Genomic DNA, 25,243 nt, shown 5'->3' on the forward strand with positions numbered 1-25,243 from the left:
CAGGGGGATACGTGTACGGCCGGAGTTTTTCTTGGCGGCTATTGTTGTACAGTTCGCCGGGCTTCACTTGGCTGATCGGCCCTGCCTGGTCCAATGCAGCGGCGGATTATGCCTTATATGGCGGGCATCATGAGATACACTTCCCGCCGACCGGCTGTCGGGACAACAACAATAAGAACGATCGAGAGACCCATGGCATGACTGTCTTCAACGAATACGAGCAGCGCCAGATTGCCGAGGCCATCGCTCGGGCCGAGCAACGCACCGATGCGGAACTGGTGACCGTGCTGGCGCGCCGCGCGGACGATTACGCCTACCTGCCCCTGCTATGGGCCGCGCTGCTGGCTTTGGCCATACCGGGCCTGGCGCACATGGCCTTGGGGTGGCCTGATTTGCGCAGCCTGTTGGTGGTCCAGGTAGTGACGTTCGTCGGCCTGTGCCTGCTGCTGCGCAATCCACGTTTGGCCAGCCGCCTGGTCCCGCGCCTGTTGCGTCAGCGCCGCGCCTCGGGCCTGGCTCGGCAACAGTTTCTCGAGCTCAACTTGCAACACACCGCCGGTGCTACCGGGGTGCTGATCTTCGTCAGCGAGGCCGAGCGACATGTGGAGATCCTGGTCGACGAGGGCATTGCCCGGCATCTGCCCGAGCAGCCGTGGGATGCCATCATCGCCCGCTTTACCGAGCAGGTGTGCCAGGGCCAGACCCTGCAGGGCTTCGTCGATTGCATCGAAGCCTGTGGCGAGCTGCTAAGCGAACACGTACCGCCGACCTTCGCGCGCAACGAGCTGCCCAACCGCCTGGTGATCCTGGACTGAGCCGCGTCCATCGATTAAAGCTTCGCGCTGGCCGGGCATCGACGTAAAATGTCGGCCATTGCGCGCTGCGCGCCCCCCCCCCGCGATTCGAGGCACCCACTTTCCATGTCCGCCACTCCCTCCGCTATCACCGCGCCGGATGCGCGTGCCCAGTTCCTGGCTTTGCTGGCCGATGCCTTGCAGGCCGGTACCCTGGTCAAGCTGGTGCTGGCGCGCCATGTCGGCGTTGACCAGACCCTTCAGCGGATCATCGCCAAGCCTTTACAGGTCAAGGGCCAGGACTGCCTGTCGCTGGTCTACCGCCACCAGACCCGTGACATTACCCGCAACCTGCCGCTGGAGCAGGCCCAGACGCTGGTGGCCGAGCTGTTGCCCGAGAGTTTTCGCAATGCACATCTGTTCACCGCCGAGGGCGAGGTGCAGCTGGGTTTCAGCAAAAAGGGCAAGCCGATGCTCCAGCGCCACATCGCCCAACCTGCCCGTGAACAGGCTGCCACTACCCATGATCGGGAGAAGAAGCGCTACCTGGAGCTGTCGCGGCCGTTCTTGCGCGATCTAGGAGTGACCGATGCCCAGGGCGCGTTGATTCCGTCCATGTCGCGCAAGTGGAAGCAGATCAACAAGTTCATCGAGGTCTTCGACCACGCCCTGGCCAGCGCACCCCTGACCATGGACCAGCCGCTACGGGTGGCGGATTTCGGTTCGGGCAAGGGCTACCTGACCTTCGCCATGCACGACTACCTGCGCAACAGCCTGGTGCGTGAAGCCCTGGTGACCGGTGTCGAGCTGCGTCAGGACATGGTCGACCTGTGCAACGCCGCTGCCGCGCGGCTGGAGCACCCTGGCCTTGAGTTCCAGTGCGGCGACGTGCGCAGCGTGGTGCCCGAAGCCATCGAGGTGATGATCGCGTTGCACGCCTGCGACATTGCCACCGACTACGCCATCCATACCGGCATCCGTTGCAACGCCGCGATCATCATGTGCTCGCCGTGCTGCCACAAGCAGATCCGCCCGCAACTGCACAGCCCAGGCCTGCTCCAGCCGATGTTGCAGTACGGCCTGCACCTCGGCCAGCAGGCCGAGATGCTCACCGACAGCCTACGCGCCCTTTACCTCGAGGCCTGCGGCTACGAGACCAAGGTGTTCGAGTTCATCTCCCTGGAGCACACCAACAAGAACAAGATGATTCTGGCGGTCAAGCGCCGGCAGGCGGGGGACAACACCGCATTGCTGGCCAAGATCGAGCAGCTGAAGGCGTTCTATGGCGTGAAGGAGCATTGCCTGGAGACGTTGTTGCGTCAGGATGGGTTGCTCGCCGCTTGACCTGTCTTGGGGTGTACAGCAGCCCATGACAGGTGGAGCATTCATCTGGGTCGGGCGTGTTCTGCCGGTCCCACGATTGCCAACGCCGGGTTGCCCAGCGGGTGGCTGGCGGCGTCGAAGAAGTGCACGGCCGTTCCTGGCAGGTCGGCGAAGCGCTGCATGAAATGCTGCTTCTGGTTGATGATCGACGCTTCGCTCAAGGGGCGGATGGCGATCGACAGGTGCGTGGGCCGGGCTTGGCGAATGGCCTCGAGCAGGTGCTGATCGCTGGCGTCCAGGTGCTGGCCGAACAGGCATAGGCCCTCGCGTTCCCCGGACAGTTGGCCCAACCCCCACGACAGGTAGTCCGAGGCGCGGATAGCGCGCAGTTTTTCTTCGCTGCGGCTCTCGTTGACGAACAGCGGCACTTCCCCCGGAATGTTCACGGCAAAGCCTTCGAGCAGCTCGGCGCATTCGGCGCTGCGCTGGCGGGTGGTGCCGTCGGGGAGTTTGAGCAGGTGCAGCCCGCCGTGCAGATGAACGATGCGGATGCCTTCGGTCGCGGTGCGGCGCACATCGAAGAAGCCCTGCTCGTCGAACAGCGTGGCGAAGCCTTCCGGCGCCTGATTGACAGCCCAAGGCAGGAGCAGGTCGTAGTTACTGGTGTAGACGTTGCGGTAGCTGCGCAGAGCCTGGTTGATCGTCGCCAAGGTGTCGCTCGGCACGCGCGTCCAGGGCAGGTGCACGGCGCGCGTGGCGTGGATCAGGGCTTCCTTGATCGAGTAGTAGCGGTTCAGTGGCGCGGTGGAGTTGATGGCCAGCGCGGCATTGGCGCGTACCGTGGTGTTCAGGGTGCTGAGCACCGGCTCGAACAGCTCGGTACCCAGGGACTTGAACAGCGCCTGGTCGCTTACGCCCAAGGCCTTGTGACGGACCCGCTGGGCCTCCTCGAACAGCGAGAAGTAGCCGAACGGCTTCCACACGGCACGGCTGGCGCCGTTGCCCACCAGCAGGGCAGTGCAGGGATGGCGGTCATTGAGCGCCTGCCAGGAGGGCAGGTGGGCATCGAGAGAAGGCATGGCAGGTCCATTGGGCAAGGCGAGGAACGCGGGGACTTTAGCATGCCGCAGCCTTGATGCGGGACGCGCACCGCGCTTGCCTAGGCCAGGCCTCCCCAGCGCGTGCCTGCTCGTGACCGGGCCACGGACTGCTTACGGTTCGAGTACCGGATGTCGGCGTGTGCGGTTGCGCCACACCCGATACGCCCGAATTCCTGCACGCACCGAGCCGAACAGCAGCTTTTCTTCCATTTCCCGCGCCATGCCTGAGCGCACCAGCATGCGCAGGAAGTTGCCACGGGCGCGGGCGATGGCGAAGTAGATACCTTGGGCGGCGAGGGTGTCGCGCACTTCGCGCAGGGCGGCGACGCCGCTGACGTCGATGCTGGTCACCGCCTCGGCGTCGAACAGTACGGCCTGGGGCTTGCTCTCACCTTGGACGGCATCGAGCAGGCGCATCTTGAAGTAGTCGGCGTTGAAAAACAGGATCGCGTCGTCGAAGCGATACACCACAAGGCCCGGCACCGTCCGCGCTTCGGGGTGATGGCGAACGTCGACCTGGCCCTCGACGCCGGGCAGCCAGCCAAGGACGGCGTCGGTGGGCTGATAGATGCTGTACAGCAGGCGCAGGATCGCCAGGGTCACGGCGAAGATGATCCCAGGCAGCACACCCAGACTGAGGACGCCGGCGGTGGTGAGCAGGCACAGCCAGAATTCGAAGCGGCTGAGCTTGTGGATCTTGCTCAGGGACTTCACATCGATCAACCCCCAGCCGGCCATCAACAAGACGGCGCCCAGCGCCGCCTGGGGAATCCACGCCATGGGGGCGGTGAAGAACAGCAGAATCAAGGCGATTACCAGCGCGGCGATGATGCCGACCAGTTGGCTCTTGCCTCCGACCATGTCGTTGACCGCCGTGCGCGAGTCGGCGCCGCTGATGGCAAAGCCCTGGGACATCCCCGCCGCCAGGTTGCTCACGCCGAGGGCAACGAACTCGTGGTTGGCATTGATCGCATAGCCGTGGCGGGCGGCGAAGCTGCGAGCGGTGAGCATCGCGCTGCAGAAACTGACGGTGGCGATGCCCAGGGCATCGCGCAACAGGCTTTTGGTTTCCGCCAGGGTGCTTTGCGGCCATGCCAGCTCCGGAATGCCTGCTGGCACCGGGCCGAGAATGGCGACGCCGAAGCGGTCGAGGCCGAACAGGCCGGCCAGCAAGGTGAATACCGCCACGGTCACCAGCGCTGCCGGCAAGCGGGGGTAGCGTCGCGGCAGCCAGACCAGCAGGCCCAGGCCGACCAGGCCGATGGCCAGGGTCAGCCAGTGGATCTCGCCCAGGCGCTGGAGAAAGTTGATCAGGCTAAGGATGAAACCGTCGCCTTCGATCTTGAACCCCACCACCTTGCTCATCTGCCCGGCGATCAGACTCAGGCCGATACCATTGAGATAGCCGATCAGGATGGGGCGCGAGAAGAAGCTGGCGATGAAGCCCGCCCGCGCGACGCCGGCGGCGATCAGCATCACGCCGACCAGCACCGTGACGATCACCGAAAGCTCGGCGATGCGGTGCGGATCGCCCATCGCCAGTGGGGCGACGGCGCCGGCGATCATGGCGCAAGTAGCGGCGTCCGGGCCGACCATGAGTTGGCGGGAGCTGCCGACCAGGGCATAGACGATCATCGGCAGCACGCAGGCGTATAGCCCGTACTGGGGTGGCAGGCCGACGATCTGGGCATAGGCGATGGCAATGGGGATCTGGATCGCGGCCACCGAAAGGCCGGCCTGAAGGTCAGCGTGGAACCACTCGCGGCGGTAGTGCAGCAGATTGGCCAGGCCCGGTAGCCAGCGGGAGAGAAACATGCACGCGTCCTTGGAAATGTTTCGGGGTGCTGATCAGCATAAGTGTCCTGAGGCCGCTTCGCTTGCGAGCCCACGGACAGCATTCAAGCTGATCGGGTCGATGATGGCTATGGGCTAGGTCAAGAACAGCGGAGATTGGGCAGCGAAGGGGAGGTTCACAATCCCGGAAGCTGTCGGAGCCTGCGATGGATAGCGGCCTTTGGATTGTCCAGGACTACGTAGATACGAACAGGCGCGCCTCGCGATAGGCGATGGGGGCTTGTATTGATTAAGGCTGGATCGGCGCGGGCTGCGCCTGGAGGAAAGTGGAGCGGGTAGAGGGAATCGAACCCTCACCGATAGCTTGGGAAGCTATAGTTGTACCATTCAACTATACCCGCTTCAGAAGCCGACATTTTTACCAGAACACGCCAGTCATGAGAAGCCCGGCCGTGCAAAAAGGCCTGTCGGCGACGTGTAGCCCGGGGCACTGCAAGGGCTAGACGTCGCCGAACCACTCAGATAGCCAGTGCATGCTGCCCCTGTACGTAGTGACTGCGTTGACGGGGTTGGCGCAGCGTCGGGTTGAGGAAGCCAAGCATCGCGGCCCGGGTGTCCTCGCACGCGCTCTTGTGCTCGATATCCAGGAAGTGACCGGCATCGCGGATGACGCTGAAATGGCTTTGGACCACGTGCTGGCTGAAATGCCGCGCATCCTCGACGGTGGTGTACTCGTCACGGTCGCCATTGATGAACAGCACCGGGATGTCGATGTTGCGCGCCGATTTCAGGGCTCGCTCCAGATCATGATCCAGCACCTGGTTGATGTGGAAGTGCATTTGCGCGTACTCATGGCTGTCCAGGCTGCTCACATGGCGGTAGTTGAAGCGCTTGAACAGCGACGGCAGGTACTTGCCGATGGTGTCGTTGACCAGGTTGCCCACCTGGTAGCGGTCGCAGGCGGCCAGGTACTGGCAACCGCGCGCCAGGTAGTCGCGCATTGGCTCGTTGATGATCGGCGAGAACGAACTGACCACGGCCTTCTTCACCCGGCTCGGCTGGTGCGCCAGCGCCAGCAGGGCACAGGCACCGCCCCAGGAGAACGACATCACATGGTCGGCCTGGAAGTGCTCGATCAGCTCCAGGAGAATGTGCGCCTCGGTCTCCTTGGTGATCAGCCGTTCCTGATGGTTGTGCGGCTTGGACTTGCCAGCATAGGGCTGGTCGTACAACACAACGTTGAAATGCGGGTGCAGGCTGCGCACCGTCTGGGCGAAAGAGGCCGTTGTGGCCAGCGATCCATTGATCAGGATGATCGTCTTCTCTGCTGCTTCCGCGCGATAGAACTCCGTGTAAACCCGATACTGACCTTGGATATCAAGCACAGCGATTTCTGGCCTCATGTCATCGACTCCTGGCGCAAAAAGGGTATTCGCGTGACCTAGGGTGCACGTTGTTTATGACAGGTAGGCATACGCCTGGAAGAGAAACCGGGGGCCCTTGTGTCGATCCATGGCACGGTCGTCGACGGTATTTGTTCTAGGTGGGCGGTTTGCCGTGCCCCAGGGCATCGAGACCCTGGGTGACCGGCAAAAGGCGTCTTGGACTGCAATCGTGACCGATAAGTCACATGCGGACCGACGAGTTTGATTCAAGCAGCAGGGTGGCGATCTCGCAAGTGCCGTTCAGGGGGATGGCACGAGAAAAACAACGGGATGAACCTGTCTATACCGCTCTATGCAGGGGCCCACCTGCGCAGAGGCTTCGAGGTTCAGACCGAGGCGATCTCTTCGGCCGTCAGTTCACGATACTCACCCGGAGCCAAAGCAGGATCCAGGCCAATGCAGCCCATCCGCTCCCGGTGCAGCCCCACCACCTTGTTGTCGAAGTGCCCGAACATGCGCTTTACCTGGTGATAGCGGCCTTCGACGATTGCCAGCCGCGCCTGGCGCGGTCCGAGAATGTCCAGTTGCGCGGGGAGGGTGGTGAGGTCCTCGAAGGCGAAGTAGAAGCCTTCGCGGAACTTGGCCACGTAGTGCTCGCCGATCTCGTCTTCGGTCTGGACGTGATAGATCTTCGGCAGCTTGGTCTTGGGCTGGGTCAGGCGCCGCGACCATTGACCGTCGTTGGTCAGGATCATCAACCCGGTGGTGTTGTAGTCCAGGCGGCCAGCGATGTGCAGGTCTTCGCGCAGTTCGGCCGGCAGCAGGTCTAGCACGGTAGGGTGCTGTGGATCCTGGGTGGCGCTGACGCAGCCGCTGGGCTTGTGCAGCATGAGGTAGCGCGCCGGGCGACCGGCTTGGAGTACTTGCTCGTCCACTTCGACCCGGCTGAATTCGCGTACTTCCTGGCGCGGGTCGGTGGCAACCATGCCATCGACGCGCACGCGCTGTTGCACCAGCAGCAGGCGGACCTGCTGGCGGTTGTAGCAGGGCAAGTTGGCGAGAAAACGATCAAGACGCATGGCACTGAGCGGTTCGAAAAAAGGGCTAGCGGTTGGACGCTGATTGCGCCGCCTTGAGCTGGTCATCGACCTCGGCGCATCGAGGACACAGGCAAGCCTTGTTGCGCAATTCGTCGGGCAGCGCCCTGAGCGCGGCCGGATCGATGGTGACGGTGAAACACCAGCAGGGCTGCGTGGCGAGGCGTGGGTCGGCCAGGCTGCACTGATTCAGGGCGCCACAGGCCGGGCAGCGCTGTTTGTCGTTCATGTCGGATCCAGACGTCTAGGTAGCAGGCATTCTACCGGTTATGGCGACAGGGTGTTTCCGGCTGTCGGCAACCTGTTTCAATTCATTGCGAAAATGGCACTGCACCCGGGCGCAACGGTCTTATTCGGTGTCGATGTACGTATTGCCATCGATGCTCGCCAGCGCCGCTGTGTCGGGCACTCCCGCGGTCCAGGAGGCCGCCATGTACCTACGAATTCTGCTGATCGCCTTGTTGGCACTCCTCACCAGCGCCTGCGTCCCTTACTACGAGGACGGAGGTTACTACCGCTCGGGTTACTACCGCTCGGACTACTACTCAAGCGACCGCGACTATTATCCGGGCTATTACCGTCAGGATCGTTACTACATCAGCCAGCCGCGCTACTACCAGAGCGCGCCTCGCTACTATCAACCCGCACCTCGTTATTACCGCCCGGCGCCCACGCCCCACTATCGGCCTTACCCGGGGCATCAGGTGAATCAATGGCATGGCAATCCGCGCAACGACTATGGCAACCGTCATCGCTATGACTATGGGCGGGACCGGGACCGTCATGACTATCGCAACGACAATCGCCGGCCGCAGAACGACCGTTGGCATTCCAATGGTCGAGGCGACAACAATCGTCGTCATGATGGCAGGCACGGGGACGACGGTCGTAACTGGCGGCGTTGATCACCGGGCTTGAGCCCGGTCTGCCTGCCGGAGCGGCGCTCATTCCAGATCAGCCAGGGGATGGCGCCCCTCCCAGACTTTGGTGAAATGCGCCTCGACCACCGCCGCTGGCACCTGGGCGATGTCCGGCCAGTGCCAGCGTGGCTGGTTGTCCTTGTCCAGCAAACGGGCACGCACGCCCTCGCTGAACTCCGGGTGACGGCAGCAGTTCAGGCTCATGGTGAATTCCATCTGGAACACTTGGGCCAGCGACAGGTATTTGGCCCGGCGGATCTGCTCCCACACCAAGTGCGCGGTCAGCGGACAGCCCTCGTGCAAGCGTCGGCCGGCCTCGGCCAGCAGTGGGTCGGCATGACGGCTCAGGTCGGATAACGCCCGCCAGGCGGCAGCAGGGTCGGCTACGTCGAGCAGCTCGTCGATCAATGCCCGGCGCGGCAACCACTGGGCTTCGGGCAGGTCGGCGCAGGCCCGGTGCTGTTCGGCCTTGAGCAGGCTGTTCAGCTGTAGGGCGGTCTGCTCCTGCCAATTCAGTTGCAGCAGTTCCTCGATCAGGGCTTCTTGCTGATGCTCGCCCAGCAGGCGATCAGCCAGGCCAAGGTCCAGGGCGTCGCGGGCGTTGATCGGCGCGCCAGTCAGCCCAAGGAACAGGCCGAGCTTGCCGGGCAGGCGGGAAAGGAACCAGCTGGCGCCGACGTCCGGATACAGCCCGATGCTGATTTCCGGCATGGCCAGCCGGCTGCTGGGAGTGACGATGCGGATGCCCGCGGCCTGCAGAAGGCCCATCCCCCCGCCGAGCACGTGGCCATGCCCCCAGCACAGCAAGGGCTTGGGATAGGTGTGCAGGCGATAATCGAGCCGGTACTCGGCGGCGAAGAAGGTGGCGGCCAGGGGCGGGACGCTACCGGGGTGGTCGCGGCAGGCCTGGACCAGCGCACGTACATCGCCGCCTGCACAGAACGCCTTGGGCCCGCTGCCGCGCAGCAGCACGCAGACGATGCCCGGATCGTTGGCCCAGGCGCGCAGGCGCTCATCGAGGACCTCGATCATAGGCAGGTTCAGGGCATTGAGCGCCTTGGGCGCATCCAGGGTGGCGATGCCGATGCGCGCGCCATCGGCGCCTGTGAGTACCTCGCATTGAATGGACATGGGCGACCTCGTGTAGTCATCGCACAAGTATGGACCCCACAGACGATCATGGCGGTCGTCGGTCGGATCGATTGACAAGGCCGGGCGGCTTACCTAGTGTCGCGCCATTGTTTACGGATGGCCCCATGACTGACGACGATCGCATCAAACTCGAACCCGGCTGGAAGGCCGCGTTGCGCGCCGAGTTCGACCAACCCTACATGCACAAGCTGCGCGAGTTCCTGCGCGAGGAATATGCGGCGGGCAAGGAGATCTACCCGCCGGGGCCGCTGATCTTCAACGCGCTCAATTCCACGCCGCTGGACAAGGTGAAGGTGGTGATCCTCGGCCAGGACCCTTACCACGGGCCAGGCCAGGCCCATGGCCTGTGCTTCTCGGTGCAGCCTGGCGTGCCGACGCCGCCGTCGCTGGTGAACATCTACAAAGAGCTGCACCGCGACCTCAACTTGCCGATTCCCAACCATGGTTACCTGCAAAGCTGGGCGGAGCAGGGGGTGTTGCTGCTCAACACCACCATGACCGTGCAACGCGGCAACGCGGCCTCCCACGCCAACGCGGGCTGGCAGCCATTCACCGATCGGGTCATCCAGGTGGTCAGCGAGCAGTGCGAAAACGTGGTGTTCCTGCTGTGGGGCTCGCATGCCCAGAGCAAGCAGAAGCTGATCGACGGCACTCGGCACCTGGTACTCAAGTCGGTGCACCCGTCGCCGCTGTCGGCGTATCGGGGCTTCTTCGGATGCGGGCATTTCAGCCGCACCAACAGCTTCCTCGAGCAGCGTGGGCTGGCGCCGATCAACTGGTCGTTGCCGCCGCTCTGAAAAAACGTGTGGCCTTCTTCGCGGGAACGCTCCCACAGGGGCGGCGATAAGCCTTGTGGGAGCGGGTTTACCCGCGAAGAAAACTGCACGCCGTCACGGTCGGTTCGTGTTCCAGCGCCGGAACAACGGCTCGGCCAGAAACAGCACGAACAGCAACCTCATCACCTGCAGTGCCGTCACCAACGGTACTGACAGTTGCAAGGTCTCGGCCGTCAGGCTCATTTCGGCGATACCGCCAGGCATCATTCCCAGGGTCAGCGAGCGCAGGTCCAGCTGGGTCATCATACTCAACACCCAGGCCGCGCTGGCGGCGATCAACATGCACAGGAAGGTCGCCAGCAAGGTCCGCCCCAGGAAGGACGGCGCCCGGCGAAAGAACGCCCGGTTGAAGTGGCAGGCCAAGCCACTGCCGATCAGCCACTGTCCGATCTGGCTGGCGCCGGGCGGCAGGGCGATCTGCAGGTTCCCCGCCAGGCTCACGCAGGCGGCAACCAACAGCGGACCGAACAGCCACGGGTTGGGCTGGCGCAGGCGCTGCCAGATCAACGCGGCCAACACACCAAACGGCGCGATCAGGGTCAGCCAGCCCCAACTGACGCTGCCTGCGTGGGTCAGCGGCACGCCATCGCCGAGCAAAAACTTGAACAGCGCCGGCACGCACAGCACCACTGCCAACACCCGCAGGCTCTGGGCTGCGGCCACCTGGCTGAGCACCGCACCGTTGCGTGCGCCCAGGTTGACCATCTCACCCGAGCCCCCCGGCATGCTGGCGAAGAACGCCGTGGCGCGGTCTTCACCGGTACGCCTGAGCAGCCAGACGCTGATCACTGCTGACAACGTGGTGAACAGTGCCCCGAAGAAGATCAGACCAAAGTGGCTGGCCACTTGCTCGATGACCGCTGGGGTGAAGTGCAGGCCGATACCGATGCCGATGATCCACTGCCCGCACTTGCGGCCATTGGGGATTTCCGACAGCTGCCAGGGTGTCAGGCAGCGCACCAGGATGATTGCCAACAACGAGCCGACCATCCACGGCAAAGGCCAGCCGACCTTGCTGGCGAGAAACCCGCCAGCAAGACCGACCAGCCCGGTAGCCCAGAACGGCGGTGACCGATCAGGCATCGGCCATCGCCCGACGCTGCAGGCTACGTTTACGCCAGCTGCGCAGCAACGGCAGGGTCAGCATGCAGAAGGTCAGCACCCACACCGACATGCTGATCGGGCTCGACCAGAGGATGCCCAGCTCGCCGTTGGAGATCGATAGTGCGCGGCGCAGGTTCTGCTCCATCAGCCCGCCCAGGATGAAGCCGAGCAGAATCGGCGACAGCGGGAAGTCCAGCTTGCGCAGGATGTAGCCCATGATGCCGATGCCGACCATCAGGAACAGATCGAAGGTGGTCGCATGCACGGCGTACACGCCGATCCCGGTGATGATCGCGATCACCGGCACCAGCGCCCAATTCGGCACGGCGAGGATGCGGGTGAAGATGCGGATCATCGGAATGTTCAGGATCACCAGCATGATGTTGGCGATGAACAGCGAGGCGATCAGCCCCCAGACAATGTCAGGTTGCTGTTCGAACAGCAGCGGGCCTGGGGTGATGTTGTACAGGGTCAGTGCACCGATCATCACCGCGGTGGTGCCGGAACCCGGCACGCCCAGGGTCAGCATCGGCACCAGGGCGCCGCAGCAGGAGGCGCCGATGGCGGTTTCCGGAGCGGCCAGGCCGCGCGCGTCGCCCTTGCCGAACTTGCCCTTGTCGCCAGCGATGCGTTTCTCGGTCATGTAGGCCACGGCACTGGCCAGGGTCGCGCCGGCGCCGGGCAGTACGCCCATGACGAAGCCCAGCAGGCCGCAGCGCAGGTTGACGATGAACACCGAAGCGGCTTCCTTGAGGTTGAACAGCATGCGCCCAGTGGCCTTCACCGCTTCGTGGCCATGGTGGGTCTTTTCCAGCAACAGCAAGATCTCGCTGATGGAGAACAGACCCAGTACCAGCACCACGAACTGGATGCCATCGGCCAGGTGCACGCTGTCGCCGGTAAAGCGGTACACGCCGCTGTTGGCGTCGATGCCGACGCTGGACAGGAACAGGCCGATCAGCGCGGCGATGAAGGTCTTCAGTGGTTTGTCGCCGGCCATGCCGCCCAGGGCGACGATGGCGAACACCATCAGCACGAAGTATTCGGCGGGCCCGAAGGCGATCGCCCATTTCGCCAGCAGCGGAGCGAATAGCACCATGCCGCAGGTGGCGATGAAGGCGCCGATGAACGAGCTCCACGCCGACAGCGACAGAGCGACGCCGGCCAGGCCTTGGCGGGCCATGGGGTAGCCGTCAAGGGTGGTCATCACGGTGGAGGCTTCGCCGGGAATGTTCAGCAGGATCGAGCTGATCCTTCCGCCATACTCGCAGCCGAGATAGACCGCGGCCAGCAGGATCAGCGCCGATTCAGGTGGCAGGCCCAGGGCAAAGGCGATGGGGATCAGCAGTGCCACACCATTGATCGGCCCAAGGCCCGGCAGCAGGCCGACCACGGTGCCGATGAGGGTGCCGGTCAGGGCGGTGACCAGGTTGTACGGGCTCAGGGCGACGCCGAAGCCCTGGCCCAGATAGCTCAAGGTATCCATGTGTCAGTTCTCCAGTACATCCAGCAGGCCGAGGGGCAGAGGTACATCCATCACGCGGTCGAACAGCCAGTAGAGCAGCAGGCTCATGGCGCCCACCACGATCAGACTGTGCAGCCAGCGCCCGCCATACAGGCGTGCCATGGGTACGCCGACGAGTACGGCGCTGAGGATGAAACCGAGCGACTCGAAGGTGCTGGCGAAGACGATCAGCAGGCCCACACAGCCGCTGATCTTGACCAGGGTTTCACGGTCCAGCGGCGGTTCGTCGTCCTTGCGCACGATGGGCGTTGGGCGAACGGCCAGGTAGAGCAGAGCCACGCCCATCAGGCCGAGCATCAGCAAGGGATAGGCCCGTGGACCTACAGGCTCGTAGGAAAACGCAGCCTGGTACGGCCAGGCCATCACGGCCAGGGCGGCGCATACCGCCAGCAGAGCCAGGGCAAAAATGCGTTGCAGGATCATGAGGGAATCCTCGGAATTGTTCGGTACGGCGCCGACCCTTTGGGAGCGGGTTTACCTGCGACCCAGGGCGCAGCCCAGGCCACGCGTCGGCGGTGTCCGTTTCGCGGGTAAACCGCCCCCTAAAGGGGAGCAGCGTTGCAGCTCGATCTACTGGACCAGGCCGAATTCCCGGGCCAGGGCCTTGTAGTCGGCGACCTGCTTCTTCACGTAGGTGTCCAGCTCCTGCCCGGTCATGGCGAACGGGAACAGCTCACGCTGGTCACGCAGCTTGGCGAAGTCCTCGGAGGCCAGCAGTTTGTCGAAGGAGGCTTTCCACCAGGCGTAGTCCTCGTCGCTGACCTTTGGCCCTAGGTAGAAGCCGCGTACTACTGGCCAGACGATGTCGTAGCCTTGTTCCTTGGCGGTGGGGATGTCTTTCATTTCCGGCTCGTCCAGGCGGGTTTCGGAGAACACCGCGAGGATGCGCATGTCACCGCTCTGGATGTGCGGCATGGAGTCCGAGATGTCGGTGGAGCCCACCTGAATATGCCCGCCGAGCAGCGCTGTGGCGATTTCACCGCCGCCTTCCAGGGCCACGTAGCGAAGGTCGCGAGGATTGATGCCGGCGGCCTTGGCGATCAGGGCGGTCTGCATCCAGTCCTGGCTGCCGACGGTGCCGCCGGAGCCGATGACGACTTTGCTCGGGTCTTTCTTCAAGGCCGCGACCAGATCATCGAGGGTCTTGTAGGGCGAGTCGCTCTTCACGGCGATGGCACCATAGCTGGTGCCGACAGCTGCCAGCCATTTCACGGCGTTCTCGTCGAAGCGCCCGAACTTGCCCTGGGCCAGGTTGAGCAGGGAGCCGCTGGACCAGGCCACCAGAGTGCCGGCATCGGCCGGGCGCTGGGCGACCACGGCGTTGTAGGCCACCGCGCCGACGCCGCCGGGCATGTAGGTCACGCGCATGGGCTTGGAGAGGATCTTCTCGTTGACCAAGGCACTTTGCACCAGTTTGCAGGTCAGGTCGAAGCCGCCACCGGGCGAGGCGGGGGCGATGCATTCGGGGCGTTTCGGTTCAGCGGCCAGGGCGTTGCCAGCCAGCAGCAGGCAACCGGTAGCCAGGACGAGGCGGCGCATTGAAAAGGTCATCGTCTATCTCCGTGAGCGTTGTTGTTATGGGTTACCACAGAGCCACGCTGTAGCTCACCAGCAGCCTGACTTCGTCGGCGTCGCGGGCGAAGTTGGAGCGGAAGGTGGCGTTGCGCAGGCGAACGGCGACGTCCTTCAACGGGCCGCTTTGTACCACGTACTTGAACTCGGTGTTGCGCTCCCACTCCTTGCCCTCGCCACCGTCGGCGCGGCTGACGTTGTCGCCGCTGATATAGCGGGTCATGAAGGTCAGCCCGGGGATGCCCAGGGCAGCGAAGTTGTAGTCGTAGCGTGCTTGCCAGGAGCGCTCGTCGGCGCCGGCGAAGTCGTTGATCTGGACGAAGTTGACCAGGTACGGGTCGGCGCCATCGACGTAGGGGAAGGCGCTGTCGCCCGACAGGTGCTGGTAGGCGGCGCTGACCTTGTGACCGCCAAGGGCATAGCTGAGCATGCCGTTGACGGTGGTGTTGTCGATGTTGCCGGCCTTGGCCTGACCTGCATCGTCGCTCACTGCCAGGCGCAGGTCGGCACCGAAGGTGCCCGGGCCCCAGGGCTGGGTAGCGACCATGCCGATGAAATGCTGACGGTAGATGTCGTCGAGTTCGGCGAAGTGGTAGCTGCCGGTGATGCGATCGGTGAACTGGTAATCCAGCCCGGCCAGGTCGAAGTTGTCGGCGCTGAAAGTGCCGCCGAAACGGCCATTCTTGTTGTTGAGGGCGAGGTCTTCCCAGTTGGTGTCGTTGCGGTCCTTGGCTTTTTCCAGGCGCCCGCCGGTGAACGTCAGGCCCTTGAGTTCCTTGGAGGTGAGCAGGCCGCCCTCGAAGGTCTGCGGCAGGATGCGCCCGTCGTTGGGCTGCAGGGTCGGCAGTTCCGGGATGAGTGTGCCGACCTTGAGCTCGGTGTTGGAGACCTTGATCTTGCCGGTCAGGCCGAGCTTGGAGTATTCGTCGGCGGCCTTACCGTCATCATGGGTCGGCAGCAGGCCTGTGTCGGTGCGGTCTGGGCTGGAGTCGAGCTTGATGCCGAGCATGCCCAGCGCGTCCAGGCCGAACCCTACGGTGCCGTCGGTGTAGCCGGACTCGAAATTGAGCATGAAGCCCTGGGCCCATTCGTCGCGCTTGGATTGCTGGCTGCTGGTGCCATCGCGAAAGTCACGGTTGAAGTACATGTTGCGGGTTTCGAAGGTGGCCGTGCTGTCTTCGAAAAAAGCGGCCTGGCTCAGCGGGGCGACACCGGCTAGCGCAAGGGCGCTGGCGATGGCGGACGGGCGTGCGGACAGGGAACGGGTAGGCGCGAACGCCTGCGGCTGCATGGACAGCATCGTCGGGAGACTCCGTTTATTGTTCTTATCGGGCGCACCTTGCTGGTGCTTTTTTTCGGCGCGCGGGGCGACCGTGGTGCGATGCTAGGTAATGAACCTTTCGCTAACCTTTCAGAGTGAAAGGTTTGCCGGGAGGGCTTCACAGGCCCCCCGACGGCGGTACACTCCGCGCCAAAGCCCCACCCGAGCAGGGAGAATCCGATGCGAGTGTTGCTGGTCGAAGACCACCTGCAACTGGCCGAAAGCGTGGCCCTGGCCCTTAAAAGCCAAGGTCTGACCGTGGATGTGCTGCACGATGGCGTGGCCGCCGACCTGGCCCTGGCCAGCGAGGACTATGCGGTGGCAGTGCTCGATGTCGGCCTGCCGCGCATGGACGGCTTCGAAGTGCTGGCGCGCCTGCGTGGCCGTGGCAAGACGCTGCCGGTGCTGATGCTCACCGCGCGCAGCGATGTCAAGGATCGGGTACATGGCCTGAACCTGGGCGCCGATGACTACCTGGCCAAACCCTTCGAACTGACCGAACTGGAAGCGCGAGTCAAGGCACTGCTGCGCCGTAGCGTGCTCGGTGGCGAGCGTCAGCAGCGCTGCGGGCCGCTGGTCTACGATCTGGATACCCGCCGCTTCACCCTGGGTGAAGAAGCTCTGACCCTGACCCAGCGCGAGCAAAGCGTGCTCGAAGCCCTGATCGCCCGCCCGGGCCGAGTGATGAGCAAGGAGCAACTGGCGGCCCAGGTATTTGGCCTGGACGAAGAGGCCAGCCCCGATGCCATCGAGATCTACATCCATCGGCTACGCAAGAAGCTCGATGGCCATCCAGTGGCTATCGTCACGTTCCGCGGCCTGGGTTATTTGCTCGAGCACCGCGATGCGTGACAACGGCAGCCTGCGTGGGCGTTTGCTGGGCAATTTGGCGCTGCTGTTGGTGGTGCTGATGCTCGCCAGCGGCCTGAGCGCCTACTGGAACGGCCGCGAGGCCGCCGACACCGCTTACGATCGCACGTTGCTGGCTTCGGCACGGACCATCGCCGCAGGCCTGTCGCAGCGCGACGGGACCCTGAGCGCGGATGTGCCCTACGTGGCCCTGGACACCTTTGCCTACGACAGCGCCGGACGTATCTACTACCAAGTGCTGGATATTCATCAGCGGCTGATTTCCGGCTACGAGAACCTTCCGCCTCCGCCGCCGGGCACCCCGCGTACCGACGACTATCCGGCCTTGGCGCGTTTCTACAACGCCACCTACCAGGGCCAGGATGTACGCGTGGTCAGCTTGCTCAAGCCAGTCAGCGAACCGAACATGAACGGCATGGCCGAGATCCGCGTGGCCGAGACCGAGGAGGCACGGGTGCGCATGGCCCGGGGCCTGATGGCCGATACCTTGCTGCGTCTGGGCATGCTGGCGCTGGGGGCGCTCATGATGGTCTGGTTCGCCGTGAGCGCAGCACTGCGGCCGCTGGAGCGGCTGCGTACGGCGGTCGAAGAGCGCCAACCCGATGACTTGCGGTCCTTGCCGGTGGTTCAGGTGCAGCGAGAGCTCGGGCCCTTGGTGCACGCCTTGAACCATTTCACCGAGCGGCTGCGTGGTCAGTTCGAGCGTCAGGCACAATTCATCGCCGACGCCGCCCATGAGTTGCGCACGCCGTTGGCCGCCCTCAAGGCGCGGCTTGAGCTGGGCTTGCGCTCCCAGGAGCCGGAGCAGTGGCGACAAACCCTCGAAGCCGCCACCCAGGGTACTGACCGTCTGACTCACCTGGCCAATCAGTTGTTGTCCCTGGCGCGGGTGGAAAATGGGGCCCGCGCGATTGCCGAAGGGGGTGCCCAGCGTCTGGACCTGTGCCAATTGACGCGTGAGCTCGGCATGGCCATGGCGCCTCTGGCCCATGCCCGGGGCGTGGCCCTGGCGCTGGAAGCCGAGGCGCCGGTATGGCTCAAAGGCGAGCCGACTTTGCTCAATGAGCTGCTCAGCAACCTGGTGGACAATGCCCTGGCCCATACGCCCAAGGGCGGCAACGTGATCCTGCGCGTGATGGCCCCGGCCATGCTGGAAGTGGAGGATGACGGGCCGGGTATTCCCGAGTCTGACCGTGAGCGCGTGTTCGAGCGCTTCTATCGACGCAGCGCCCAGGGCACAGGCCTGGGGCTGGCGATCGTCGGCGAAATCTGCCGCGCGCACCTGGCGCAGATCAGCCTGCATGATGGCGAAAAAGGCGGGTTGCGCGTGCGGGTGAGTTTTATCGCCGATTGAGCGGCTTCCCGGGGCTTGGAGAGCAACTGTCCTGGGTTATCTGCGCTGGCCTATTCTCGGGTAAACCCGCTCCCACGGGGTTGGCGGTGATCCTTGTGGAGCGGGTGTCTTGCTTAGCGCAGCATGCTGCGGGCATCGAGCAGGTCGGCGACATCCAACTCGGTCCCGTAAGGGAGTCCGAGATGCTGGTAGGCAGGCAAGGCCGCCAGGGGCCGGCTGCGGGTCCGATGGCTGAGGTGACGAGCGATCTGCACGATGTCGATGTAGTCGATGCTCTCGGTGCGTCGATCCAGGTCCTGCACCTGGCTGGGCAGGTTGACCAACTGCTCGGGAAACTCCCAGGCCTTGAGAATTTTGTCGCCCAGCACCGGCTGGATCTGCTCGATCACATAGTGCAGGCACACAGGGTCCGAAAGCAGCTCGTTGTGCTCCTCGGCGTAGATCAGAACTGGCAGGGCGCCGATTTGGTAGACCAAGCCCCCTAGGGTGGCCTGGTCAGGCTTGAGCTGGGTGTAGCGGCGGCAGAGTTCATAGCTGATACCCGCGACTTCAAGGCTGTTGGCCCAAATATCGCGCAGTTTTTGTTCGACGGCCGGTGAGCGGGCGTGGAAGATCTGCTCGATTACCAGGCCGATCGCCAAGTTGCAGCTGTAGTTGATACCCAGGCGAGTGATGGCGGTGTGCAGGTCGGTGACCTCCACTGCCGCACGCAGCAGCGGGCTGTTGACCACCTTGATCAGGCGCGCCGAGAGGGCGGCGTCGCGGCCGATCACCTTGCTCAAGGCGGCGACGCTGATCTCGCTGTCCTCCGCCGCCTCGCGGATGCTCAAGGCAACCTCCGGAAGGGTCGGCAGGACCAGGTCGTCCTTGTCGATGGCTGCGAGCAATTGTGCTTGAACCGTCTCGGCCAGCTTGTTCATCTAACTTCTCTACCGCAGTGGTGGTGCGACCCCGCAGGGCAGCGGGGCAGGCTGGTCAGCGAAGGATTTCCCGGTCGCGGTCCAGTTCATAGGGCAGGTCCAGCAGTGTCAGGCGCGGGCCTTCGAGGCTAGCCAGGTGCAGGTTGTCGTCTGCCACGGCTTCGGCACTGAGCACGGCGAGCAGTTCGCAGCCGTCACCGGTACTGGCGGCGATGACCACTTCGCCCACCGACGAACCGTGGGTGGGCGAGAAGATCTCGGCACCAGGGGCGGGCACGTCCCGCTGGGCCAGGGCCAAGCGGTACTGTCGGCGCTTGAGCTTACCCAGGTACTGCATACGCGCGACGATCTCTTGGCCGGTGTAGCAGCCTTTCTTGAAGCTCACCCCATCGACCGCCTGCAGATTGATCATCTGCGGGATGAACAGTTCACGGGTGGGGCCCATGACCTGGCCGATGCCGGCACGGATCTGGCCCAACAGCCAGTCGTTGAGGCTGCCTTCGGTCAGGTGAGTGGCGAGGGTCTGGCGCACGGTGTCTGCTTGCGCGGCGGGCGCCCAGAGCTCCACACGGCCGGTGCTGACGCCAATGGCGATCAGGCCGTCGTGGCGTACCGTGGCGCCAGCTTCGGTCGGCGTGGCCAAGCCCAGCGCGTTTAGCGCGGCATCGCCTTGCGTCAGGCCGAAGCGGACCCACGCGGCGCTCTCATCGGTCAAGGTAGCCTTGGAGAAGACAGCGTACTTCTTGAGGTCGGCCAGTTGCGCGTCGAGCAGCTCGCTGGCCATGGCCAGCAAGTAACCGTTGCCCTCGGGGAGAATGCGGAAGCTCGACTGCATGCGGCCCTTGACCATGCACCGGGCGCCGAGGCTCGCGTGCTCTTGGCTCAGGTAGTTGATGTTGCAGGTCAGCTGGCCTTGCAGGAACTTGCCGGCATCGGAGCCGCGGACGGCGAGGATGCCCTCGTGGGACAGGGGACAGAAGAAAGCGGAATCGGCCATGGGTCATCGCGGTTGCTTGAGACTGGCGGCCATCATAGAACGCCGGTAACAAAATAGGTAGGTGACTAGACCAACGCCTTGTGCCCCCGCGAGCGCCCCGCTGTATACTGGCGACCCATTCGAGGAGGGCCCCATGGTCGAACAAACTGAACTCAACCGGCTTTTCTGGCACAGCCGCCGCGGCATGCTGGAACTGGACGTACTGCTGGTGCCATTCACCCAGGAGGTCTACCCCACCCTGAGCGAAGCGGACCGCGAGCTGTACCGTCGCCTGCTGACCTGCGAAGACCAGGACATGTTCGGCTGGTTCATGGAGCGCACCGAGTCCGACGACCCTGAGCTGCAACGCATGGTTCGCATCATCCTGGACCGTGTCCAGCCCAAGTGAGCATTTCGAGTGCCGCTGGCGAGGCTCGCGCCTGCTGCTGGCGGCCTACCTGACCTGCCAGGTGCTCGCACTCTGGGCCATGGTCCTGAGCGCGCAGCCCTGGTGGTTGAGCGTTCCCCTCGTCCTTGCTTGCCTTGCCCACGCCTGCTGGGCCATCCCCCGTCGTATCTTGCTGACCCATCCCGAGGCCATCACTGGCCTGCGCCGTGATCGAACCGGCTGGCGGCTGTTCAGCCGTGCCAGAGGATGGCAGCAGGTGAGGTTGTGTCGGGATAGCGTGGCGATGCCAGGTCTGGTTGTGCTGCGCTTTGTCAGATCGGGACGCTGGTTTGGCGAGAGCCAGTGCGTACCGCGCGATGCCCTGGATGCGGATCAGCATCGGCGTTTGCGCGTGAGGTTGAAGTTCAGCCGCAGGCGCTGGGCCGAGGTTTCAGTGCAATAACCCGCTCCCACAGGGCTCGCAGGGTTCTGTGGGAGCGGGTCGAACCGCGAACGCGTCAGTTCAGACCGGACTGAGGATGGTGTCCTTGGCCTCGGGCAGCATTCCCGGATAGTCCAGTGTGTAATGCAGCCCGCGGCTTTCCTTACGCTGCATGGCTGAGCGGATCATCAGCTCGGCGACCTGGGCCAGGTTACGCAGTTCGATCAGGTCGCGGCTGACCTTGTAGTTGCTGTAGAACTCGTCGATCTCGTCGAGCAGCAGGCGCACCCGATGCTCGGCTCGTTGCAGGCGTTTGCTGGTGCGCACGATACCTACGTAGTCCCACATGAAGCGCCGCAGTTCGTCCCAGTTGTGCGCAATGATCACGTCCTCGTCCGAGTCGGTAACCTGGCTTGCGTCCCAGCAGGGTAGGGCGGTCGGAGCCTGCACTTCATCAAGGTGCGCCTCGATGTCGGCGGCAGCGGCACGGCCATAGACGAAGCATTCGAGCAACGAATTGCTGGCCATGCGGTTGGCCCCGTGCAGGCCAGTGAAGCTGGTTTCGCCAATGGCGTACAGGCCGGGGACATCGGTATGGCCGCGATCATCGACCATCACGCCGCCGCAGGTGTAATGGGCGGCCGGGACCACCGGAATCGCCTGGCGGGTGATGTCGATACCGAAGGCCAGGCAGCGTTCATAGACCGTAGGGAAGTGATTCTTGATGAAGTCGGCTGGCTTGTGGCTGATGTCCAGATAGACACAATCAACGCCCAAACGCTTCATTTCGTGGTCGATGGCGCGGGCGACGATATCTCGGGGCGCGAGCTCCTCGCGGGGGTCGAAGCGCGGCATGAAGCGTTCGCCATTGGGCAGGCGCAGCAGGGCGCCTTCGCCGCGCAGGGCTTCTGTGATCAGGAAGCTCTTGGCCTGCGGGTGGTACAGGCAGGTGGGGTGGAACTGGTTGAATTCCAGGTTGGCCACCCGACAGCCGGCGCGCCAGGCCATGGCGATGCCATCGCCGCAGGCACCGTCGGGATTGCTGGTATAGAGGTAGACCTTGGCCGCACCGCCGGTGGCCAGCACGGTGAAGCGCGCACCGAAGGTGTCGACTTCGCCGGTATTGCGGTCCAGTACATAGGCGCCCAGGCAACGTTCGCCTGGCAGGCCCAGACGACGCTCGGTGATCAGGTCGACCGCGACGCGCTGTTCCAGCAGCTCGATGTTCGGCCGTTGGCGTGCTTGGTTCAGCAAAGTGGTGAAAATCGCGGCGCCCGTTGCGTCGGCGGCATGAATGATGCGTCGGTGGCTGTGACCTCCTTCACGGGTCAGATGGAACTCGAAGCCGCCGTCATCGACGCTGTAATGCTCGTCGCGAGTGAAGGGCACCCCTTGTTCGATCAACCACTCGATGGCTTCGCGGCTGTGCTCGACGGTGAAGCGCACGGCATCTTCATGGCAGAGGCCGCCGCCGGCATTGAGCGTGTCCTCGACATGGGACTGGACGGTATCGGTGTTGTCCAGGACCGCGGCTACGCCGCCCTGGGCCCAGAAGGTCGAACCATTGGCCAGGTCGCCCTTGCTCAGCACGGCGATGCGCAAGTGGCTGGGAAGGTTCAGTGCCAGGCTGAGGCCAGCGGCGCCGCTGCCGATCACCAGGACATCGTGTTGGAATTGTTGGCTCATGTCTTGACACTAGTAATCTTGGGAAGGGGAGCGGCACAATAGTCATGCGCAGATGGCATTGTGAAACTATCGTTAAGCCTGTCCGGCTGCCTTTATAGCAGTCACAGGTGTCTGATTTCCAATGGCATCTGCACCGGCGTCGCGATCTTTATGGGAACTTTCCGATACCGGTGGAAATCCTAAGAAGGCTGCCCGCACGCCACCAAATGCCACGGCGACGCATGGCGGTAGCTCTTTCGGGGCTGACACCTGCGTATTCGAAATCAGATTATCGACGCAGCCGGCCGTGACCGCGCTGCGTCTTTCGTGCGAGCCGACCAAGGGCCGCAGGAAACTTGCTTGGAGGGGAGAACTTTTGCGCAAAGGCCGAGTCTATGGTTGCAAGCCTGAACGATGGCTGTTGCAACGCTCCTTCGAGACCACTGAGGAGTGTTCATGCTAACCCAGGAAGAGGATCAGCAGCTTGTTGAGCGCGTGCAGCGCGGCGACAGGCGAGCGTTCGATCTGTTGGTGCTGAAGTATCAGCACAAGATTCTCGGGTTGATCGTGCGGTTCGTACACGACACCCACGAGGCCCAGGATGTGGCGCAGGAGGCTTTCATCAAGGCCTACCGGGCGCTAGGAAATTTTCGCGGTGACAGCGCTTTCTATACCTGGCTGTACCGCATCGCCATTAACACGGCGAAGAACTACCTGGTGTCCCGCGGAAGACGGCCACCAGACAGTGATGTGAGCTCCGAGGATGCGGAGTTTTACGACGGCGATCATGGCCTCAAGGATCTCGAGTCTCCAGAGCGCGCGTTGTTGAGGGATGAAATCGAAGGCACCGTCCATCGCACCATCCAGCAACTGCCCGAGGACCTGCGCACGGCATTGACCCTACGTGAGTTCGACGGACTGAGTTACGAAGACATTGCCAGTGTCATGCAATGTCCGGTAGGTACCGTGCGCTCTCGAATTTTCCGCGCTCGGGAGGCCATTGATAAAGCCCTGCAGCCTTTGTTGCAGGAAACCTGAGACAGCGGCGACAGCCAAGAGAGGAACCGCCATGAGTCGTGAAGCTTTGCAGGAATCGCTGTCCGCGGTGATGGATAACGAAGCGGACGAACTTGAACTGCGTCGCGTGTTGAACGCGGTCGACGATCCTGAAACCCGTGCCACCTGGTCCCGCTACCAAGTAGCGCGCGCAGCGATGCACAACGAGCTGGTACTGCCCAAGCTCGATATCGCCTCGGCGGTATCCGCAGCGCTGGCCGACGAAGCCGTGCCTGCCAAGGTCAAGCAAGGCCCATGGCGCACCATTGGTCGCCTGGCTGTAGCCGCCTCGGTGACCGTTGCCGTGCTGGCTGGCGTGCGCCTGTACAACCAGGACGAAATCACCGGTGCCGAGCTCGCTGCCCAGCAGCCTGTCCAGCAAGGGCTGAGCGTGCCACAAGCACAGGGCCCCGCCGTTTTGGCAGGCTATAGTGAGAGCAGTGAGCAACCGACCGGGCCGATGGCCAACGGCGTGCTGCAGAACCAGGCCGGCTGGGATCAGCGTCTGCCAGGGTATCTGCGCCAGCATGCCCAGGAATCTGCGCTCAAGGGTACTGAGACCGCTCTGCCCTATGCACGCGCCGCCAGCCTGGAAAACCGTTAAGTAAGGAGGATCATGCGCGCGCTACCTCTCCTGACGCTTCTGCTTGGCAGTTGCATGATGGTGCCGGCCTTGGCGGCCAACTCCTCGCCCGAGGCGAGCGAGTGGCTGAACAAGCTGGCACAGGCCGAGCGAGAACAGAGTTACCAGGGTTCCTTCGTCTACGAACGTAATGGCAGCTTCTCCTCACACGATATCTGGCACCGCGTCCAGGACGGCAAGGTCAGCGAGCGTTTGTTGCAGCTCGATGGGGCGACCCAGGAAATCGTGCGGGTCGATGGCAAGGTCCAGTGCGTCAGCGGCTCCCTGGTTAGCCGCGTAGGAACCCCGCCGGACTCCGCGCCCCGTGTGCTCGATCCTCTGAAACTGATGAGCTGGTACGACCTGAGCGTCGCAGGCAAGTCCCGGGTTGCCGGGCGCGATGCCGTGATCGTGACGCTCACGCCGCGAGACCAGCATCGCTACGCCTTCGAACTGCATTTGGATCGCCGCACTGGACTGCCCTTGCGCTCGTTGATGATCAACGACAAGGGCCAGTTGCTCGAGCGCTTCCAGATGACCCGCCTGGATACCGACGATCTACCCAGCGATGACGACCTGCGCGCCAGTTCTTCGTGCAAGCCGGTCGAGCACGTCGCAGCCGCGCATTCCGACGCTGCCTCTGCCTGGCGTTCGGACTGGTTGCCGCCGGGCTTCGAATTGATCAATAGCTCCGTGCGCCGGGACCCGGTGCGTGACAGCATGGTCAGCAGCCTCATGTATGACGATGGCTTGGCACGCTTCTCGGTGTTCCTGGAGCCGGTGAGCGATGATGCCGGACCGGATACCCGTGCGCAGTTAGGGCCTACCGTCGCCGTGTCGCGTCGTCTCAACACGCCCAAGGGCAAGGTCATGGTCACTGTGGTTGGCGAGATTCCCTTGGGAACCGCCGAGCGTGTCGCCCTGTCCATGCGGGCCCAGGATGCCCAGGCGCGTCAGTGATAGCGCGCCTTCCTACATCTCGTAGGGCATGCTTCTGACATGAAATTAAAGCATTGTCATTTGCAAT

At 63.6% G+C, this 25,243-nt stretch carries 25 protein-coding genes and 1 tRNA gene; 11 read left to right on the forward strand and 15 right to left on the reverse strand.

All coding sequences use genetic code 11. The features are described 5' to 3' along the window. Window positions 1–197: 197 nt before the first annotated feature. Window positions 198–815, forward strand: a complete 618-nt coding sequence (locus tag BLS27_RS12295; RefSeq protein WP_070574840.1) for a TPM domain-containing protein — start codon at window positions 198–200, stop codon at window positions 813–815. 105 nt (window positions 816–920) lie between these two features. Beyond that, window positions 921–2,138: a class I SAM-dependent methyltransferase gene (locus tag BLS27_RS12300; protein ID WP_090344990.1), complete on the forward strand. Its 1,218-nt coding sequence runs from the start codon at window positions 921–923 to the stop codon at window positions 2,136–2,138. 41 nt (window positions 2,139–2,179) lie between these two features. Here BLS27_RS12300 and BLS27_RS12305 read toward each other — a convergent pair whose 3' ends face one another. The 6 genes from BLS27_RS12305 to BLS27_RS12330 form a co-directional block, all read right to left on the reverse strand. Beyond that, entirely contained in the window at window positions 2,180–3,196 is a 1,017-nt protein-coding gene (locus tag BLS27_RS12305) for a DUF4917 family protein (protein WP_043206441.1), read from the reverse strand. 132 nt (window positions 3,197–3,328) lie between these two features. After that, window positions 3,329–5,032 carry a SulP family inorganic anion transporter gene (locus BLS27_RS12310; protein ID WP_090344992.1) on the reverse strand — a complete coding sequence of 568 codons (1,704 nt, stop codon included), beginning with the start codon at window positions 5,030–5,032 and terminating at the stop codon, window positions 3,329–3,331. A gap of 306 nt (window positions 5,033–5,338) precedes the next feature. Further along, window positions 5,339–5,412, reverse strand: a tRNA-Gly gene (locus BLS27_RS12315). 117 nt (window positions 5,413–5,529) lie between these two features. After that, window positions 5,530–6,414 (reverse strand): alpha/beta fold hydrolase, encoded by an 885-nt coding sequence (locus tag BLS27_RS12320; RefSeq protein WP_043206446.1) that lies wholly within the window; start codon window positions 6,412–6,414, stop codon window positions 5,530–5,532. A gap of 368 nt (window positions 6,415–6,782) precedes the next feature. Continuing rightward, window positions 6,783–7,475: a pseudouridine synthase gene (locus BLS27_RS12325; RefSeq protein WP_090344994.1), complete on the reverse strand. Its 693-nt coding sequence runs from the start codon at window positions 7,473–7,475 to the stop codon at window positions 6,783–6,785. Between the two features lie 25 nt (window positions 7,476–7,500). Further along, complete coding sequence (locus BLS27_RS12330; protein ID WP_043206448.1) at window positions 7,501–7,722, reverse strand: cysteine-rich CWC family protein; 222 nt, start codon at window positions 7,720–7,722, stop codon at window positions 7,501–7,503. Between the two features lie 202 nt (window positions 7,723–7,924). On the opposite strand from BLS27_RS12330, the gene BLS27_RS12335 reads away from it, so the two are divergent. After that, window positions 7,925–8,398, forward strand: a complete 474-nt coding sequence (locus BLS27_RS12335; protein ID WP_090344996.1) for a hypothetical protein — start codon at window positions 7,925–7,927, stop codon at window positions 8,396–8,398. Window positions 8,399–8,437: 39 nt separating this feature from the next. Here BLS27_RS12335 and BLS27_RS12340 read toward each other — a convergent pair whose 3' ends face one another. After that, window positions 8,438–9,544, reverse strand: a complete 1,107-nt coding sequence (locus BLS27_RS12340; protein WP_043206450.1) for an enoyl-CoA hydratase/isomerase family protein — start codon at window positions 9,542–9,544, stop codon at window positions 8,438–8,440. A gap of 125 nt (window positions 9,545–9,669) precedes the next feature. Between BLS27_RS12340 and ung the strand changes: the two genes are divergently transcribed. Then, window positions 9,670–10,362 (forward strand): uracil-DNA glycosylase, encoded by a 693-nt coding sequence (gene ung / locus BLS27_RS12345; protein ID WP_043206451.1) that lies wholly within the window; start codon window positions 9,670–9,672, stop codon window positions 10,360–10,362. A 93-nt stretch (window positions 10,363–10,455) separates the two neighbouring features. Here ung and BLS27_RS12350 read toward each other — a convergent pair whose 3' ends face one another. From BLS27_RS12350 to BLS27_RS12370, 5 genes are all read right to left on the reverse strand, one after another. Further along, entirely contained in the window at window positions 10,456–11,484 is a 1,029-nt protein-coding gene (locus BLS27_RS12350; protein ID WP_090344998.1) for an AbrB family transcriptional regulator, read from the reverse strand. Beyond that, a complete protein-coding gene (locus BLS27_RS12355; RefSeq protein ID WP_043206453.1) occupies window positions 11,477–12,991 on the reverse strand; it encodes a tripartite tricarboxylate transporter permease in 1,515 nt (504 codons plus the stop codon). Before BLS27_RS12355 ends, BLS27_RS12350 begins: the two co-directional genes overlap by 8 nt. Window positions 12,992–12,994: 3 nt before the next feature. Continuing rightward, window positions 12,995–13,453 (reverse strand): tripartite tricarboxylate transporter TctB family protein, encoded by a 459-nt coding sequence (locus tag BLS27_RS12360; protein ID WP_043206454.1) that lies wholly within the window; start codon window positions 13,451–13,453, stop codon window positions 12,995–12,997. 147 nt (window positions 13,454–13,600) lie between these two features. After that, the gene (locus BLS27_RS12365) at window positions 13,601–14,581 is read right to left on the reverse strand and encodes a Bug family tripartite tricarboxylate transporter substrate binding protein (protein ID WP_070574884.1); all 981 of its coding nucleotides are present in this window, start codon (window positions 14,579–14,581) and stop codon (window positions 13,601–13,603) included. 31 nt (window positions 14,582–14,612) lie between these two features. Then, window positions 14,613–15,902 carry an OprD family porin gene (locus BLS27_RS12370; protein WP_043206457.1) on the reverse strand — a complete coding sequence of 430 codons (1,290 nt, stop codon included), beginning with the start codon at window positions 15,900–15,902 and terminating at the stop codon, window positions 14,613–14,615. Between the two features lie 201 nt (window positions 15,903–16,103). On the opposite strand from BLS27_RS12370, the gene BLS27_RS12375 reads away from it, so the two are divergent. Further along, window positions 16,104–16,775: a response regulator gene (locus BLS27_RS12375; RefSeq protein WP_043206458.1), complete on the forward strand. Its 672-nt coding sequence runs from the start codon at window positions 16,104–16,106 to the stop codon at window positions 16,773–16,775. After that, complete coding sequence (locus tag BLS27_RS12380; protein ID WP_043206459.1) at window positions 16,768–18,147, forward strand: sensor histidine kinase; 1,380 nt, start codon at window positions 16,768–16,770, stop codon at window positions 18,145–18,147. Before BLS27_RS12375 ends, BLS27_RS12380 begins: the two co-directional genes overlap by 8 nt. 113 nt (window positions 18,148–18,260) lie before the next feature. On the opposite strand, the gene BLS27_RS12385 is transcribed toward BLS27_RS12380, so the two are convergent. Together BLS27_RS12385 and ygfZ are read right to left on the reverse strand one after the other, a co-directional pair. Next, window positions 18,261–19,067 (reverse strand): HDOD domain-containing protein, encoded by an 807-nt coding sequence (locus BLS27_RS12385; RefSeq protein WP_043206460.1) that lies wholly within the window; start codon window positions 19,065–19,067, stop codon window positions 18,261–18,263. A gap of 55 nt (window positions 19,068–19,122) precedes the next feature. Continuing rightward, on the reverse strand, window positions 19,123–20,064 hold the full coding sequence (ygfZ, locus tag BLS27_RS12390) for a CAF17-like 4Fe-4S cluster assembly/insertion protein YgfZ (protein ID WP_043206461.1): 942 nt from the start codon (window positions 20,062–20,064) through the stop codon (window positions 19,123–19,125). A 133-nt stretch (window positions 20,065–20,197) separates the two neighbouring features. Between ygfZ and BLS27_RS12395 the strand changes: the two genes are divergently transcribed. Together BLS27_RS12395 and BLS27_RS12400 are read left to right on the forward strand one after the other, a co-directional pair. Next, the gene (locus BLS27_RS12395) at window positions 20,198–20,452 is read left to right on the forward strand and encodes an FAD assembly factor SdhE (RefSeq protein WP_043206462.1); all 255 of its coding nucleotides are present in this window, start codon (window positions 20,198–20,200) and stop codon (window positions 20,450–20,452) included. After that, window positions 20,436–20,894, forward strand: coding sequence for a protein YgfX (locus tag BLS27_RS12400; RefSeq protein WP_090345000.1), 459 nt, complete (start codon window positions 20,436–20,438; stop codon window positions 20,892–20,894). The genes BLS27_RS12395 and BLS27_RS12400 overlap by 17 nt, the downstream gene beginning before the upstream one ends. A gap of 60 nt (window positions 20,895–20,954) precedes the next feature. Here the strand turns inward: BLS27_RS12400 and nadB are convergent, their stop codons facing one another. Next, window positions 20,955–22,559: an L-aspartate oxidase gene (gene nadB / locus BLS27_RS12405; RefSeq protein ID WP_043206464.1), complete on the reverse strand. Its 1,605-nt coding sequence runs from the start codon at window positions 22,557–22,559 to the stop codon at window positions 20,955–20,957. A 435-nt stretch (window positions 22,560–22,994) separates the two neighbouring features. On the opposite strand from nadB, the gene rpoE reads away from it, so the two are divergent. From rpoE to BLS27_RS12420, 3 genes are read left to right on the forward strand one after another with little or no spacing between them, the layout of a single operon-like run. Further along, window positions 22,995–23,576: an RNA polymerase sigma factor RpoE/AlgU gene (rpoE, locus tag BLS27_RS12410; RefSeq protein WP_010220971.1), complete on the forward strand. Its 582-nt coding sequence runs from the start codon at window positions 22,995–22,997 to the stop codon at window positions 23,574–23,576. A 31-nt stretch (window positions 23,577–23,607) separates the two neighbouring features. After that, the gene (locus BLS27_RS12415) at window positions 23,608–24,198 is read left to right on the forward strand and encodes a sigma-E factor negative regulatory protein (RefSeq protein ID WP_043206465.1); all 591 of its coding nucleotides are present in this window, start codon (window positions 23,608–23,610) and stop codon (window positions 24,196–24,198) included. Window positions 24,199–24,210: 12 nt separating this feature from the next. Continuing rightward, a complete protein-coding gene (locus tag BLS27_RS12420; protein WP_043206467.1) occupies window positions 24,211–25,176 on the forward strand; it encodes a MucB/RseB C-terminal domain-containing protein in 966 nt (321 codons plus the stop codon). Window positions 25,177–25,243: the final 67 nt, after the last annotated feature.

Origin of the sequence: Pseudomonas guariconensis, assembly GCF_900102675.1 — a bacterium.
GTDB lineage: Bacteria > Pseudomonadota > Gammaproteobacteria > Pseudomonadales > Pseudomonadaceae > Aquipseudomonas > Aquipseudomonas guariconensis.

Bases quoted from the DNA above. Each gene is read 5' to 3' on its own strand.
- BLS27_RS12295 (WP_070574840.1), top strand. From the start codon at position 198: ATGACTGTCTTCAACGAATACGAGCAGCGCCAGATTGCCGAGGCCATC.
- BLS27_RS12300 (WP_090344990.1), top strand. From the start codon at position 921: ATGTCCGCCACTCCCTCCGCTATCACCGCGCCGGATGCGCGTGCCCAG.
- BLS27_RS12305 (WP_043206441.1), bottom strand. From the start codon at position 3,196: ATGCCTTCTCTCGATGCCCACCTGCCCTCCTGGCAGGCGCTCAATGAC.
- BLS27_RS12310 (WP_090344992.1), bottom strand. From the start codon at position 5,032: ATGTTTCTCTCCCGCTGGCTACCGGGCCTGGCCAATCTGCTGCACTAC.
- BLS27_RS12320 (WP_043206446.1), bottom strand. From the start codon at position 6,414: ATGAGGCCAGAAATCGCTGTGCTTGATATCCAAGGTCAGTATCGGGTT.
- BLS27_RS12325 (WP_090344994.1), bottom strand. From the start codon at position 7,475: ATGCGTCTTGATCGTTTTCTCGCCAACTTGCCCTGCTACAACCGCCAG.
- BLS27_RS12330 (WP_043206448.1), bottom strand. From the start codon at position 7,722: ATGAACGACAAACAGCGCTGCCCGGCCTGTGGCGCCCTGAATCAGTGC.
- BLS27_RS12335 (WP_090344996.1), top strand. From the start codon at position 7,925: ATGTACCTACGAATTCTGCTGATCGCCTTGTTGGCACTCCTCACCAGC.
- BLS27_RS12340 (WP_043206450.1), bottom strand. From the start codon at position 9,544: ATGTCCATTCAATGCGAGGTACTCACAGGCGCCGATGGCGCGCGCATC.
- ung (WP_043206451.1), top strand. From the start codon at position 9,670: ATGACTGACGACGATCGCATCAAACTCGAACCCGGCTGGAAGGCCGCG.
- BLS27_RS12350 (WP_090344998.1), bottom strand. From the start codon at position 11,484: ATGCCTGATCGGTCACCGCCGTTCTGGGCTACCGGGCTGGTCGGTCTT.
- BLS27_RS12355 (WP_043206453.1), bottom strand. From the start codon at position 12,991: ATGGATACCTTGAGCTATCTGGGCCAGGGCTTCGGCGTCGCCCTGAGC.
- BLS27_RS12360 (WP_043206454.1), bottom strand. From the start codon at position 13,453: ATGATCCTGCAACGCATTTTTGCCCTGGCTCTGCTGGCGGTATGCGCC.
- BLS27_RS12365 (WP_070574884.1), bottom strand. From the start codon at position 14,581: ATGACCTTTTCAATGCGCCGCCTCGTCCTGGCTACCGGTTGCCTGCTG.
- BLS27_RS12370 (WP_043206457.1), bottom strand. From the start codon at position 15,902: ATGCTGTCCATGCAGCCGCAGGCGTTCGCGCCTACCCGTTCCCTGTCC.
- BLS27_RS12375 (WP_043206458.1), top strand. From the start codon at position 16,104: ATGCGAGTGTTGCTGGTCGAAGACCACCTGCAACTGGCCGAAAGCGTG.
- BLS27_RS12380 (WP_043206459.1), top strand. From the start codon at position 16,768: ATGCGTGACAACGGCAGCCTGCGTGGGCGTTTGCTGGGCAATTTGGCG.
- BLS27_RS12385 (WP_043206460.1), bottom strand. From the start codon at position 19,067: ATGAACAAGCTGGCCGAGACGGTTCAAGCACAATTGCTCGCAGCCATC.
- ygfZ (WP_043206461.1), bottom strand. From the start codon at position 20,064: ATGGCCGATTCCGCTTTCTTCTGTCCCCTGTCCCACGAGGGCATCCTC.
- BLS27_RS12395 (WP_043206462.1), top strand. From the start codon at position 20,198: ATGGTCGAACAAACTGAACTCAACCGGCTTTTCTGGCACAGCCGCCGC.
- nadB (WP_043206464.1), bottom strand. From the start codon at position 22,559: ATGAGCCAACAATTCCAACACGATGTCCTGGTGATCGGCAGCGGCGCC.
- rpoE (WP_010220971.1), top strand. From the start codon at position 22,995: ATGCTAACCCAGGAAGAGGATCAGCAGCTTGTTGAGCGCGTGCAGCGC.
- BLS27_RS12415 (WP_043206465.1), top strand. From the start codon at position 23,608: ATGAGTCGTGAAGCTTTGCAGGAATCGCTGTCCGCGGTGATGGATAAC.
- BLS27_RS12420 (WP_043206467.1), top strand. From the start codon at position 24,211: ATGCGCGCGCTACCTCTCCTGACGCTTCTGCTTGGCAGTTGCATGATG.